Annotated in this window: 13 protein-coding genes; 10 read left to right on the top strand and 3 right to left on the bottom strand. The window is 59.1% G+C overall.

What is annotated here, in order from left to right:
* Positions 1-4: 4 nt before the first annotated feature.
* The 3 genes from topA to tldD form a co-directional block, all read right to left on the bottom strand.
* A complete protein-coding gene (gene topA, locus ACR0B5_RS09020) occupies positions 5-2,656 on the bottom strand; it encodes a type I DNA topoisomerase (RefSeq protein ID WP_480540044.1) in 2,652 nt (883 codons plus the stop codon).
* A 168-nt stretch (positions 2,657-2,824) separates the two neighbouring features.
* On the bottom strand, positions 2,825-3,949 hold the full coding sequence (gene dprA, locus ACR0B5_RS09015) for a DNA-processing protein DprA (protein WP_480540042.1): 1,125 nt from the start codon (positions 3,947-3,949) through the stop codon (positions 2,825-2,827).
* A 239-nt stretch (positions 3,950-4,188) separates the two neighbouring features.
* Entirely contained in the window at positions 4,189-5,610 is a 1,422-nt protein-coding gene (tldD, locus tag ACR0B5_RS09010; protein WP_480540041.1) for a metalloprotease TldD, read from the bottom strand.
* A gap of 176 nt (positions 5,611-5,786) precedes the next feature.
* Between tldD and coxB the strand changes: the two genes are divergently transcribed.
* The 10 genes from coxB (at position 5,787) to ACR0B5_RS08960 (ending at position 14,287) form a co-directional block, all read left to right on the top strand.
* Positions 5,787-6,698 carry a cytochrome c oxidase subunit II gene (gene coxB / locus ACR0B5_RS09005; protein WP_170471948.1) on the top strand — a complete coding sequence of 304 codons (912 nt, stop codon included), beginning with the start codon at positions 5,787-5,789 and terminating at the stop codon, positions 6,696-6,698.
* 81 nt (positions 6,699-6,779) lie between these two features.
* Positions 6,780-7,733 carry a heme o synthase gene (gene cyoE, locus ACR0B5_RS09000; RefSeq protein ID WP_480540038.1) on the top strand — a complete coding sequence of 318 codons (954 nt, stop codon included), beginning with the start codon at positions 6,780-6,782 and terminating at the stop codon, positions 7,731-7,733.
* Positions 7,733-7,894: a hypothetical protein gene (locus ACR0B5_RS08995; protein WP_170462197.1), complete on the top strand. Its 162-nt coding sequence runs from the start codon at positions 7,733-7,735 to the stop codon at positions 7,892-7,894. The genes cyoE and ACR0B5_RS08995 overlap by 1 nt, the downstream gene beginning before the upstream one ends.
* The gene (locus tag ACR0B5_RS08990) at positions 7,894-8,469 is read left to right on the top strand and encodes a cytochrome c oxidase assembly protein (protein ID WP_170377874.1); all 576 of its coding nucleotides are present in this window, start codon (positions 7,894-7,896) and stop codon (positions 8,467-8,469) included. The genes ACR0B5_RS08995 and ACR0B5_RS08990 overlap by 1 nt, the downstream gene beginning before the upstream one ends.
* 22 nt (positions 8,470-8,491) lie before the next feature.
* Complete coding sequence (locus ACR0B5_RS08985; RefSeq protein ID WP_170377876.1) at positions 8,492-9,307, top strand: cytochrome c oxidase subunit 3; 816 nt, start codon at positions 8,492-8,494, stop codon at positions 9,305-9,307.
* 154 nt (positions 9,308-9,461) lie between these two features.
* Complete coding sequence (locus ACR0B5_RS08980; RefSeq protein WP_480540036.1) at positions 9,462-10,139, top strand: SURF1 family protein; 678 nt, start codon at positions 9,462-9,464, stop codon at positions 10,137-10,139.
* Positions 10,136-11,524: a threonine synthase gene (gene thrC / locus ACR0B5_RS08975; RefSeq protein WP_480540034.1), complete on the top strand. Its 1,389-nt coding sequence runs from the start codon at positions 10,136-10,138 to the stop codon at positions 11,522-11,524. Before ACR0B5_RS08980 ends, thrC begins: the two co-directional genes overlap by 4 nt.
* A complete protein-coding gene (locus tag ACR0B5_RS08970; RefSeq protein WP_480540033.1) occupies positions 11,521-12,783 on the top strand; it encodes a M16 family metallopeptidase in 1,263 nt (420 codons plus the stop codon). Before thrC ends, ACR0B5_RS08970 begins: the two co-directional genes overlap by 4 nt.
* The gene (locus ACR0B5_RS08965; protein WP_170378135.1) at positions 12,783-13,367 is read left to right on the top strand and encodes a GNAT family N-acetyltransferase; all 585 of its coding nucleotides are present in this window, start codon (positions 12,783-12,785) and stop codon (positions 13,365-13,367) included. Before ACR0B5_RS08970 ends, ACR0B5_RS08965 begins: the two co-directional genes overlap by 1 nt.
* Before the next feature lie 83 nt (positions 13,368-13,450).
* Positions 13,451-14,287, top strand: a complete 837-nt coding sequence (locus ACR0B5_RS08960; RefSeq protein WP_480540031.1) for an MBL fold metallo-hydrolase — start codon at positions 13,451-13,453, stop codon at positions 14,285-14,287.
* The last annotated feature ends 25 nt before the right edge of the window (positions 14,288-14,312 follow it).

Genomic DNA, 14,312 nt, shown 5'->3' with positions numbered 1-14,312 from the left:
AACCCTAGCTTGCCGTTTTCTTAGTTGTTTTCTTAGCAGCGGCCTTCTTCTTTGGGGCAGCCTTCTTCTTTGTTCCCTTCTTTGCGGCGCGTTCATTGACCAATTCGATGGCCATTTCCTGCGTCACATCTTCGGGCTTGATGTCCTTGGGAATGGTGGCGTTGACCTTTTCCCACTTCACATAAGGTCCATAGCGCCCATCAAGAACTTGCATGACACCACCATCAGGGTGTTCGCCCAGCTCTTTGAGGGGGGCTGCCGCCGCGCGCCGACCACGTCCCGGATTGGCGCGTTTTTCTGCCAGCATCTCGACCGCGCGGTTCATGCCGATCTCGAACACGTCATTGGGGTCTTTGACATTGACGTAGACCGGTTTCGCCTCTTCCGGCAGTTGGTGCATGATATACGGCCCGAACCGCCCGAAGTTCGAGCTGATCATACCGCCTTCGGGATGTTCACCGATTTGGCGGGGCAGGGACAGCAGGGTCAGGGCCTTCTCAAGGTCCATGTCATCCTTGCTCCACCCACGGGGCAGAGAGGCGCGCGGGGGTTTCTTGTTCTCTGGCGTCGGCTCTCCGCGCTGGACATAGGGACCGAACCGGCCGGATTTCAGCCAGATCTCATCGCCTGCATCCTCACCGAGAAGACGTTCATCTCCTTCGGCCCCCTCGCCCGCGATGGGGCGAGTATAGGTGCATTCGGGATAGTTGCCGCAGCCAACGAACCCGCCGGTACGAGAAGTTTTAAGATGCAGTTGCCCCGTCCCACATTTCGGGCAAATGCGCGGGTCCGACCCGTCCTCACGAGGCGGATATAATTGCGGGGCCAGTGCTTCGTCGAGCTTGTCCAGCACTTCCGAGATTCGCAGCTCAGACGTTTCGCCAATCGCGGCTGAGAAATCGCGCCAGAACTTGCCCAGCAGATCCTTGTAGTCGCGATCGCCGGCGCTGACGTCATCCAGCTCTTCTTCCAGATTCGCTGTGAATTCGTAGCCCACATATTGGCGGAAGAAGTTCAGCAGAAAGATGGTGACGATCCGGCCCTTTTCCTCAGGGATCAGGCGGTTCTTGTCCTTGCGCACATATTCGCGGTCCTGAATCGTGGTCACGATTGAAGCGTAGGTCGAAGGACGACCGATCCCCAGCTCCTCCATCCGCTTGACGAGTGTGGCCTCAGTATAGCGCGGAGGCGGCTGCGTGTGGTGCTGCAGCGCCAGAACGGCTTCGTTTTCGGACAGGATTGCCTCTTTCGCGGTTTTTGCGCCTTCTGTGACCTGAGCCTCACCTGTCGCCTTTTCGAATTGGCCAATCAGAGAGTCCTTGGCAAACCGCGCAGGATCGCCCTGCATGATCTGAGGCAGGCGCTTTTCGTCGTCATCAGCCACATCGTCTCGGCCTTCTTCGTAGACGCGCATGAAGCCGTCAAACAGCACCACCTGACCGGTTGCGCGCAGGCCGACCTGACCGTCGTCGCTGCCGATTTCAACGGTTGTGCGCTCCAGGCGCGCAGCAGCCATCTGGCAAGCAATCGTGCGCTTCCAGATCAGATCATAAAGCTTGCGCTGATCTTCATCGGTCACTTTCAGTTCTTTTGCATCGCGCGTCATATCCGTCGGGCGGATACATTCGTGCGCTTCCTGCGCGTTCTTGGCCTTGTTCTTGTAGATGCGCGGGCTGTCCGGCACATATTCGGCGCCAAACCGGTCCGAGATTGCATCGCGCGTGGCGGCGACCGCTTCGGGGGCCATGTCGATGCCGTCGGTTCGCATATAAGTGATGTAGCCCGCCTCATAGAGGCGTTGCGCCACCTGCATCGCGTGCCGCGCACCCATGCCGAACTTGCGGCTGGCCTCCTGTTGCAGGGTCGAGGTCATGAAGGGCGCGCTGGGGTTGCGTGCCGCAGGTTTCGCCTCGACCGAGGTGACACTCAGCGCGCGGCTGGTGATGGCCTGAACAGCCAGCTCTGCCTGCGTCGCGTCTTTCAGATCGTGCTTGTCCAGCTTTTTGCCGGCATAGGTGACCAGGCGCGCCTCGTAGGTCTGGCCGCGTGGCGTTTCGAACAGGGCCTTGACCGACCAGTATTCGACCGGCTTGAAAGCCTCGATCTCCATCTCGCGTTCGACGATCAGCCGCAGGCAGACAGATTGAACCCGACCTGCCGATTTCGCGCCGGGCAATTTACGCCACAGAACCGGCGATAGGTTGAAGCCCACCAGATAGTCCAGCGCGCGACGGGCCAGGTAGGCCTCAACCAGCGGCATGTCGACCTCGCGCGGGTTTTGCATCGCCTGGGTGACGGCCTCTTTGGTGATCGCGTTGAAGGTCACGCGGCTGACCGGCGTATCTTTCTTGATTGAGCGCCTCTTGGTCAGCGCTTCCTGCAAGTGCCAACTGATCGCTTCCCCCTCGCGATCAGGGTCGGTTGCGAGGATTAGCGCGTTGTCTTCCTTTAGCGCATCGGCAATCGCTTTGACGTGCTTTTTGCTGTCATTGCCGACCTCCCACTTCATCTCGAATTCGTGGTCGGTATCGACCGATCCGTCCTTGGGCGGCAGGTCCCGCACATGGCCATAGGAGGCCAGAACCGTGTAGTCGGGGCCGAGATATTTATTGATTGTTTTTGCTTTGGCCGGAGATTCTACAACAACTACGGGCATTTAAGGGGAAACCTCGCTCGACGAATAGGGCGCCTGTTATGGTCGTGCAAAATGTGTGGGGCAAGGCCGGAATGTCAATGCGTTCCTTTTGCAGTGTGAAAAACCCCAATATTTCAGCGTCCTATAGGCCTTTGGGGCAGGCGAAGCCTTACAGGGTGCCGCGTGGCTTCAGCTTGCGAGCGACAAAAGCCCACCCGGTTGGCGCTGGATTCGGCCTTCAAGTTCCAGATCTACCAAAGCGGGACCAAGATCACCGGCCGAAGCGGCGATATCGCGCAGCAGTTGGTCTTCGGCGATAGGCGATGGGCCGAGTCGTTGCAGGATTTGATCGTGCAGCGCTACAGCGGGTGCCGATGTGAGCGGAGCAGGGGGCTCACTACGCGTTTGGAAGAGGTCTTCCCCCTTGGGCAGGGCTTCGATCACATCTTCCGCAGACCGGATCAAGGTCGCGCCGTCCCGAATCAACAAATTGCATCCAGAGGCTCGTGCATCGAACGGATGACCGGGTACGGCGAGAACCTCGCGCCCCTGATCCAGCGCGTCCTTTGCAGTGATCAGGCTGCCTGACTTAGCCGCGGCCTCAACCACCACGACCGCTTGCGCCAATCCTGAAATGATCCGGTTGCGGCGCGGAAAGTGGCGGGCTTGTGGTGTCATCCCCATAGGCTGCTCCGACAGACGCAGGCCGGCCTCACCGATCTTATGCGCCAGCTCTGTGTTCTCGGCCGGGTAGATAACATCGACCCCTCCGGCCATCACGGCGATTGTGCCGGTGTCCAGCGACGCCAGATGGGCCGAAGTGTCGATCCCTCGGGCAAGACCGGAGACAATGACATGGCCGAGATCCCCGAGTTCTTTCGCCAGACCACGGGCCATACGCGCGCCGAGCGAGGAACAATTGCGCGCGCCCACCATTGCGATTGCGGGTTTCTGCAGCATCGTAAGATCGCCAACAGCCCATAGAAGCGGCGGCGCGTCAGATACATCCTGGAAAGCTTTTGGAAAATCAGCGGACCCAATGCACACAAGCCGCGCTTTGGCGGCTTGTGCGGCCTTGAGTTCCGCCTCAATCACGCCGGGAGGGCAGATTTCATACCCGTTTATTCCGGCAGCGCGTGCTATTTCAGGCAGCGCGGTCAGCGCGTTCTGCGCTGAGCCATGTTCGCTTAACAGCCGACGAAACGTCGCCGGACCAACCTTGCGTGAGCGCAATAGGCGGAGCCACGAAAACCGATCCTCTTCCGTGGTGGGTGGGAGTGGGGGGTGATTGGAAGAATGCTGATCTTCGGTCATCCGATGCTCCGCCTAATTGCAGAACTGGTTTACGGGTGTCGGGGTTAACAGCCTGTAAATCGTCGAAAATTAGATGCAATTTTCCTGATGAAATCTTTAGGTGACGTTTCTAAATTATTGAATAATAATGATAAAAAAATCTCCCGAATGCGGAGATCGAAATTCCAATTGACCTCCACCCCTCTGGCGAAAAGGCGCAGCGTTAACCCTGCGCCTTTCTTAACTCAGGTGATTCCGACTCAGGCGGCGGAACCTCCAACGGTCAGTCCGTCCATCAGAACCGTTGGCTGGCCGACGCCTACCGGCACCCATTGACCATCCTTGCCGCAAGTTCCCATTCCCGGATCCAGCGCCATGTCGTTGCCCAACCCACGGATGCGGTTCAGCGCAGAGGGTCCATCCCCGATCAGCGTCGCGCCTTTGACCGGAGCGCCGATCTTGCCGTTTTCGACCCGGTAGGCCTCGGTACAGGAAAAGACGAATTTGCCGTTGGTGATGTCGACCTGACCGCCACCGAAACCCACGGCCCAGATCCCGTCCTTGATATCAGCAACCAGAGCGGCCGGGTCGGAATCGCCGCCCAGCATCACCGTATTGGTCATGCGCGGCATCGGTTTATGCGCGTAGCTCTGGCGCCGTCCATTGCCGGTAGGCGCGACGCCCATCAGGCGCGCGTTCTGGCGGTCTTGCATGTACCCAGTCAGGATACCGTCCTCGATCAGCACAGTCCGAGAGCTTGGCGTTCCCTCGTCATCCACTGTGATCGAGCCGCGCCGATCAGCAATCGTGCCATCATCCACTACGGTCACGCCCTTGGAGGCAATCTGCTGCCCCATCAGACCTGCAAAGGCCGAGCTGCCCTTGCGATTGAAATCCCCTTCCAGCCCGTGCCCGATGGCTTCGTGCAGCAGGATACCGGGCCAGCCGGGGCCTAAGGCGACTTCCATCACTCCGGCCGGGGCGGGGACAGCTTCGAGGTTGACCAGTGCGATCCGCAGGGCCTCACGCGCCTTGCTCTGCCAGTCGGCAGGGTCGATCAGCCCACTCAGCCCTACACGGCCACCGCCACCAGCCGAGCCGCTTTCACGGCGGCCATTCTGCTCGACAATGACTGAGACATTTACCCGGGTCATCGGGCGCACGTCGCGCACCAGCACGCCGTCGGGGCGCAGGATCTCGACCTCTTGCACCGCGGCGGCGATCGTGGCGCTGACTTGCACGACGCGGGGGTCCAGATCGCGAGCGAAGGCGTCGATCTCGCGCAGGGTCTCGACTTTGACCGGAAAGCTGGCGGTTTCGATGGGATCTTCATCGGTATAGAGGCGTTTGTTTGTTGCCATAGGGGCCTCGGCCAAGGTGCCCCCTCCGTCGCCAACGGCCAGCCGAGCGGTCTCGGACGCGCGTTTCAACGCGGGAATCGAAACGTCTGTCGAATGTGCATAGCCTGCTACTTCGCCCTGAACGGCCCGCAGCCCGAATCCCTCGGACGCATCGTAGGAGGCGGTCTTCAACCGACCATCGTCAAAGACCAGAGACTCAGATTTCCGCCGTTCGACAAACAATTCTCCGTCCTCGGCCCCGGCGGTCGCCGATTGCAAAATGGAGAGCGCTTCATCATGCGGGAGAGCGCTTTCAAAAGGGCGAAACGGGGCCTGAGTCATGGGTTGTGACCTTTCCGGTTTGATCCAGATCAAAAATAGCGTCTGTTTGACGCAAGCATTTTGCTTTATCTACCCGCAGGAATATGGTTTTTAACGCGGCCAAAGACAACGGGTGTGGTTTCACCGATTCATACCTTTTCGCCAGAGACGCAAAGATCAAACGATCAGGACAAGACATGAAGAATGCTTTGATGCTTTCCGGGCTTGCTACGGCCCTCTCCAGCCTTCCCGCCATGGCTCAGGAGCTTGAGATAATTGGCAAGCCGGTTGACGGTGGAATGGGCTTTCAACCCGCAGCGACCAGCCTTGCAGACGGGATTCACAGGCTGGACGCGATGATTCTGGTGATTATCACCGTGATCTGCCTGTTTGTTGCTGCGCTGCTGGTTTACTGCATCGTGCGCTACAATCAGCGCGCCAACCCGACACCGGCGCGGTTCTCGCACTATACCCCGGTTGAGATCGCCTGGACTTTAGGTCCGATCCTGATTCTGGTGTTCATCGGCGCCTTCTCTCTGCCGGTTCTGTTCAAGCAGCAGGAAATCCCCGAAGGTGACGTGGTTATCAAAGTGGTCGGCAACCAGTGGTATTGGACCTACGAATATGTTGATCACGATTTCGCATTCGACAGCTACCTGCTTGGCCACCCCGCCACGCTGGATGAGGGCGCACGCCCTGCAGATGCGGACGTAACCCCCTTCGTTCTGGATGACGCTATGCGCGCCAAACTGGCTGATGCGGGCTACAGCGACGATGAATGGCTGCTGGCCACCGATACCGCCGTTGTGGTTCCGGTCGGCAAGGTCATCGTGATGCAGGTTACCGCATCTGACGTGATCCACTCGTGGACGATCCCGTCCTTCGGAGTGAAGCAGGACGGCGTTCCCGGTCGTCTGGCCGAACTGTGGTTTGAAGCTGACAAAGAGGGCGTCTATTTCGGCCAGTGTTCCGAGCTTTGCGGCAAGGACCACGCGTATATGCCGATCACCGTCAAAGTGGTCAGCGAAGAGGCCTATGAACAGTGGCTGAATGGCGCGATCGAAGAATATGCGGGCACGCCGCAGAACTTCCAGGTGGCCTCGAACTGAGCGTAGACTGGGCGTTCGCGCCTTAGAATACTCGTTGGCTGCGCGCTAAACCGCGCAGCTTTCGCCCCAAAAGGACCCGAGATGACTGACGCAAGCATCAATGCCAGCACATCGACCGCCAAGGCATACGCGGATGAGGCCAGCTTTGGCGATTATTTCGCCCTGCTGAAGCCGCGTGTGATGTCTCTGGTCGTGTTTACGGCTCTGGTCGGCTTGCTGGCGGCTCCGGCGTCGGTGCATCCTTTCGTGGGTTTCTGCGCCATCCTGTTTATCGCCATCGGTGGCGGCGCGTCTGGTGCACTGAACATGTGGTGGGATGCGGATATCGACCGGGTGATGAAGCGGACCAAAGGCCGTCCGATTCCCGCCGGTAAGGTACAGGAAGGCGAGGCGCTGTCGCTGGGTTTGGCGCTGTCCGGCCTGTCGGTGATCATGCTGGGCCTTGCGACCAACTGGTTCGCCGGCGCGTTTCTGGGTTTCACCATTTTCTTCTACGTTGTGGTCTACACGATGTGGCTGAAGCGCTCGACGCCGCAGAACATCGTGATTGGTGGCGCGGCAGGGGCGTTCCCTCCGGTGATCGGCTGGGTTGCCGCAACCGGATCGATGACGCTTGAGCCATGGTTGATGTTCGCTCTGACCTTCATGTGGACGCCTCCGCATTTTTGGGCGCTGGCGCTTTTCATGCGCTCGGACTATGACGATGCGGGCGTGCCCATGTTGACCGTGACCCATGGTCGTCGCGCGACCCGTAAGCATATTCTCGTTTACACCGGCCTTCTGGCTTTTCTGGCCGTTGGCACCGCGTTCTCAGACATCGGTGGACCGATTTATCTGGCGGTTGCCCTGGTGCTGAACGCCCTGTTCCTGCGCGGCGCATGGCAGATCTCACGCCGCATCGAAGACGACGCGGAAGCAGACAATTTCAAGGTCGAGCGGAGCTTTTTCAAACTGTCTCTGCTGTACCTGTTCCTGCATTTTGGCGCGATTCTGGTTGAGGCGCTGCTGAAACCCTACGGCATGGGGGGCTGGTGATGAGCCTGCGCAAAAGCCACGAAATCCACCAACGTCGTTTCAGCCGAAATCTGGGTGTTGGCCTGACACTTGCGGCCTTCATCGTGATCATCTTCGGCCTCACAATCGTCAAGGTCTCGGGCACCAGCCTGGGGCAACCCGTGCAGGAGGTGCAAAACTGATGGCTCTGTCCGGTCCTCAGAAAACTGTTGTGCAAACCGTGGGTGTGGTTGTCCTGATGGGCAGCCTCGCCTGGGCGGCTGTGCCGTTTTACGACTGGTTCTGCCGTGTTACCGGATTCGGAGGCACCACCGGCGTCGCCGAAGCCGCGCCTGATGATATCCTCGACCGCAAAGTGACGGTCCGTTTCGACGCATCCAAAGCCAAGGACATGGCGTGGGAGTTCAAGCCCGTCGAGCGTGAGATGGAGGTGCGCATCGGTGAAACCGGGCTGGCCTTCTATGAGGCCTACAACCCGACTGATCGCCCGATTGCCGGACAGGCGTCCTACAACGTCGCGCCGTATTCGGCAGGTGGGTATTTCCAGAAGATCGCCTGTTTCTGCTTTGAAGAGCAGGTTCTGCAACCCGGTGAGCGGGTAGAGATGCCGGTCAGCTTCTTTGTTGACCCGGAAATGGTCGAAGACCTTGAAGCGAAATATGTGCATACGATTACTCTGTCGTATACATTCTACGAAATTGACCTGCCCGAGGGCTATGCCGCCCTTGAAACGCAGGAAGACACAAACACGAACTAACGCCTTTAGGTGAGGGACGCTGATGGCACACGCAAAAAACCATGATTATCACATTCTGGCCCCGTCGATCTGGCCGCTGATCGGCGCTGTCGGTGGCTTTGTGATGCTGTTCGGAGCCGTCCTTTGGATGCACGGTGTGACCCCGTGGCTCTTCTGGGCCGGTCTCGTTGCCGTGCTGTACACCATGTTCGCCTGGTGGTCCGAAGTTGTGGTGGAAAGCCGCCAAGGCGACCACACGCCGGTTGTGCGCATCGGTCTGCGCTATGGCTTCATCCTGTTCGTGATGTCCGAGGTGATGTTCTTCTTCGCCTGGTTCTGGTCGTTCTTCAAACATCGCATGTACCCGATGTACGACTATGCTGGCACCGAATATATCCAGCCGGATATCCACGCGGTTGACCCGTTCCACCTGCCGCTGATCAACACGCTGGTCCTGCTGCTGTCGGGCTGTGCCATTACATGGGCGCACCACGCTCTGGTCCACGACAATGACCGCAAGGCGCTGATCAACGGTCTGGCCATCGGTATCGTGCTGGGTATCCTGTTCACGGCGCTTCAGGCGTTTGAATATTACGAACTGCTGGCTCATGAGGACTGGCAGTTTGGCGGTGACCAGTTTTACTCGAACTTCTTCATGGCAACCGGTTTCCACGGCTTCCATGTGGTCATCGGTACGATTTTCCTGACAGTCTGCCTGATCCGTGCGCTGAAAGGGGACTTCACCCCCGAGAAGCACGTCGGTTTCGAGGCCGCAGCCTGGTACTGGCACTTCGTTGACGTGGTCTGGCTGTTCCTGTTCTTCGCAGTCTACATCTGGGGACAGGCGCCGCTGTTCTAAGCGACACTGTTTTTGAACTGCAAAAGCCGCTCTTCGGGGCGGCTTTTTCGCATTTTCGAGGGCAAGATTGCGCCCCATACAATTGCGTGGTTGCATTCTCGTGCCTGCCCCCCTTAACAAGACGCCGGTTCCTGCAACGAGCGATAGTCCTTCCATGCGCCGCACTCTGTTTCTGCTGATCTTCAGTCTCGCCGGTTTGGGCGTCTTGCTGTGGCTTGGTACTTGGCAGGTCCAGCGTCTGGCGTGGAAACAAGAGATTCTGTCCGAGATTGACAGCCGCATCGCGGCTGAACCGGTTCCTCTGCCGCAACAGGTGTCAGAGGATGAGGACAAATATCTGCCTGTGACGATCTCTGGTGATATGGAGCCAGGCGAGATCCACGTTCTGGTCTCGGTCAAGCAGGTCGGGGCCGGATATCGTATCATCCAGTCGTTCAGCACCGAGGATCGTACCATTCTGGTGGACCGGGGGTTTGTGCCAACCACGGCCAAGCAGACCGATCGTTTGACCGGTCCGATGGAGGTGACAGGCAACCTGCATTGGCCCGATGAGATCGACAGCTACACGCCCGATGCCGATATAGACAGCAACATCTGGTTTGCCCGCGACGTGCCCAATCTGGCTGCCGCTCTGGGGGCTGAGCCGATTCTGCTGATCGCCCGATCTCGGACCGATCCAGGCGTAACCCCACTGCCTGTCGACACGGCCGGGATTCCCAATGATCACCTGCAATATGCAATCACATGGTTTGGACTGGCCCTCGTCTGGGCCGCGATGACCGGATACTTCCTGTGGCGCAATCGCGCCCCTTCTGAGAGTGACCCGCAATGAAATACATCTCGACCCGTGGCCAAGCGCCTGAACTGAGCTTTGAAGAGGCGATGCTGACTGGACTGGCCCGTGACGGTGGCTTGTACCTACCCGCCGAAATCCCAACGCTCAGCCATGATGAGATCGCCGCCATGCCCGGCCTTTCCTACGAGGAGATCGCGTTCCGCGTGATGTGGCCCTATGTCAGCGGTTCCTTCGCAGAGGATGAGTTCAAACAGATCATCGCCCGCGCCTATGAAGGCTTCGGCCACGACGCCCGCGCGCCGATAAAGCAGTTGAACGAAAACCACTTCTTGTTGGAGCTGTTCCACGGGCCCACTCTGGCCTTCAAGGACTTCGCCATGCAGCTGATCGGTCAGCTGTTCCAGGTGGCCCTGAAGCGCCGCAATGACCGCGTGACCATCGTTGGCGCGACCAGTGGCGATACCGGCTCGGCAGCTATTGAGGCGTTTCGGGGGCTGGATGCGGTGGATGTGTTCATCCTCTATCCGCACGGACGGGTGTCTGAGGTGCAACGCCGTCAGATGACGACCCCTGCGGACAGCAATGTGCATGCTCTGGCGGTGGATGGTGATTTTGACGATTGTCAGGCCGCGTTGAAGGATATGTTCAACGATTTCGATTTCCGGGATGAGGTCAAACTGGCGGGCGTGAACTCGATCAACTTTGCCCGCGTTCTGGCGCAGATCGTCTACTACTTCTCGGCCGCTGTCAGCCTTGGCGCGCCGCATCGCAAGGTCAGCTTCACCGTGCCAACAGGCAATTTTGGGGACATCTTCGCTGGCTATCTGGCCAAACGTATGGGCCTGCCCATCGACCGTCTGGTCGCGGCGACCAACCAGAACGACATTCTGCACCGCTGTTTATCGGGTGAGGGCTATTTCAAAGGCGAGACTATCCCCTCGATCAGCCCGTCGATGGATATTCAGGTCAGCTCAAACTTCGAACGCGCCTTGTACTATGCCTATGGCGAGGATGGCAGCGCGGTCGCTCAGTTGATGGATGAGCTGAAATCCGGTGGCTTCAACGTTAGCCAAGGCGCGATGGAGGCCCTGTGCGAGAGCTTTGATTCGGGCCGCGTCTCCGAGGATGAGACGCTTGAGACGATCAAACACACTCTGGCCCATAGTGCCGAGCTGGTCTGCCCGCATTCGGCCATCGGCATCAAAGTGGCTGAGGACCACCGCGCAGCAGATGTGCCGATGATCACTCTGGCCACCGCGCACCCAGCGAAATTCCCGGCGGCGGTCGAGAAGGCGAGCGGGGAACATCCGCCTCTTCCATCCCGCATGTCTGATCTGTATGAACGTCCGGAACGGGTGACGCGGATTGCCAATGATCTGGGTGCCCTCGAGGATCATATCAGAAGGCATATCGCTGAGTGACAGTCAGACAAGACCAGCTGAAGAACGGCTTTCGTATCGTCAGTGAACATATGCCGGGGCTGCAATCGGCAGCCATCGGCATCTGGGTGACCGCCGGCGGGCGGCATGAGCGGATCGAACAGAACGGGATTGCGCATTTCCTTGAGCATATGGCGTTCAAGGGAACCGAGCGGCGTTCTTCGCTGCAAATCGCCGAGGCGATCGAGGATGTAGGTGGGTACATCAACGCCTATACCTCGCGCGAGGTGACGGCCTACTACGCCCGTGTTCTGAAGGATGACGTGGCGCTGGCGATGGACGTTATCGGTGACATCGTTCTGAACCCGGTTTTTGATCCGCGCGAGATTGAGGTTGAACGTGGCGTGATCCTGCAGGAAATCGGGCAGGCTTACGATACGCCCGACGATGTGATTTTCGATTGGCTGCAGGAACAAAGCTATCACGATCAGCCACTCGGCCGCACCATTCTTGGGCCGACCGAGCGGGTGAGTTCCTTCTCGCGAGAGGATCTTTCCGGCTTCGTAGCCGAGCATTATGGCCCCGAACAAATGATCCTGTCTGCGGCGGGCGCCGTAGATCATGACGCACTGATGAAAATGGCCGAAGAGATGTTCGGTCATCTGCAACCGCGCAAAGGTCTGATCCCCGAGGCCGCTCGGTTCACCGGTGGTGAAGCCCGGCAAGAAAAGGATCTGGAGCAGGCTCATTTTGCTCTGGCGCTGGAAAGCCCCGGCTATCGCGACGATGGGATCTATACCGCTCAGATCTATTCGACGGCGTTGGGCGGCGGCATGTCCTCACGCCTGTTCCAGGAAGTGCGTGAGTCGCGCGGGCTCTGCTACACGATCTTTGCACAGACCGGGGCTTATGCGGATACTGGGACGACCACGATTTACGCGGGAACGTCTGCCGATCAGGTCGCAGAGCTGGCAACCATCACGATAGACGAGATGAAGCGCGCCGCCGAAGACATGAGCGAAGAAGAGGTCGCTCGTGCCCGCGCGCAGATGAAAGCCGGGATGCTGATGGGTCTTGAAAGCCCCTCGAACCGGGCGGAGCGTCTGGCGCGTCTGGTGCAGATCTGGGGGCGGGTGCCTTCGTTGGAAGATACCGTCGCAAAGATTGATGCCGTCAGTACCGAGGATGTCCGGGCCTTCGCCGAACGTATGGCTGTTCAGGCTCCGGCGGCCTTGGCGCTATACGGTCCGGTCTCAGGCGCGCCATCCTTGGCAGAATTGCAGGAGAGGCGTGCGGCGTGATGCTTTTAGGCAGGCGCAAGCTGAAACTTGAAACTGCGCGGCTAAGGCTGCGCCCGCCTGTGCATTCCGACTTCAACGAATGGGCCGCTCTGCGCCGCGCCTCAGAGGAGTATTTGACCCCTTGGGAGCCGATCTGGGCGCAGGACCATTTAAGCCGCAAGTCTTTCACCAACCGGGTCTATTGGGCGCAGCGCTCGGTGGCCAGCGGAACCGCGATACCGTTGTTTCTGTTCCGCCGTTCGGATGACGTACTTGTGGGGGCGATCACGCTAGACAACATCCGCCGCGGCCCTGCGCAGGCTGGAACGCTTGGCTATTGGACCGGGCAGAGCTTTGCGCGTAACGGCTACATGCGCGAGGCCATCGGAGCGGTCGTTCACCACGCCTTCACCCGTCTTGACCTGAGCCGGATTGAGGCGGCCTGCTTGCCTGAAAACAAACCCTCTCGCGGGCTGCTTGAAAGCTCGGGTTTCAAATACGAGGGCGTGGCGCAGTCATATCTGCAGATCAACGGGCGGTGGCGGACGCATGTTCTTTACGCCAGTTTGAGGTCGGATCGGCGGGGCAGGACGGACGCAGGTTAGGGGGCTCTGCCCCGCCGCGGCAAGCCGCGCCTCCCCCGGGATATTTTTGGCCAGATGAACAAGGGGCATGACTTGGCGGAGGGATGCGCTACACTACTCCTATGCGCTGGATTGTGGCTGTATTGATATTTCTCTCGGGTGCGGCTGCGGCGCAGGAGCGGCGGCCGAGCCACTGCATCGCCATCGCCGATGCAGCACCTGGGATTGAATATCTGCACAAAGCCGCGTGGCAGGATCCGGTGCCGGAGTTTTCGGTGCGGATCAGTTATGTCGCGCATGCCTCCTTTCTGATCCAGACTGCGGGTGGGTTGAACGCGGTCACGGATTTCACCGGGTTCATCGGCAGCGCCGATCTGATCCCCGATGTCGTGACGATGAACCATGCACACAGCACCCATTGGACGGCGCATCCGGACCCTGCCATTCCCCATGTGCTGCCGGGGTGGGGTGAGTTCGGGCAGGGGATCGACCATCATCTGGATCTGGGCGAGATGATGGTTCGCAATGTCTCGACCGATATCCGGTCGTCCTATGGTGGGGTCGAGGAGAAGGGGAACTCGATTTTCGTGTTCGAGGTCGAAGGGCTGTGCATCGGTCATTTGGGACACTTGCATCACGTGCCTTCGGATGAGCAGTTTGCCGCGCTGGGGCGGTTGGATGTTGTGATGGCGGCCGTGGATGGCGGGACGACCATGCCTCTGCCCGAGATGATCTCGGTCCTCAAACGGTTGAAAAGCTCGGTAATTATTCCAATGCATTGGTTCTCCGGTTTCTCGCTGGATCGCTTTCTCGTTGATATTCGTAATGACTTCCCGGTCGTGCGCGAAGGTTTGTCTGAGCTGACCGTCTCGCTGCGCAGTTTGCCGGACCGGCCCACAGTTGTCGTGCTAGAGCCGCAATACCTGATCGATCTGGAATAGGGCTTGCCGGTCGCGCGCATGTTGG

The organism is Ruegeria sp. AG1 (genome assembly GCF_056541705.1).
This window is presented reverse-complemented; position numbering and strand designations above follow the sequence as displayed.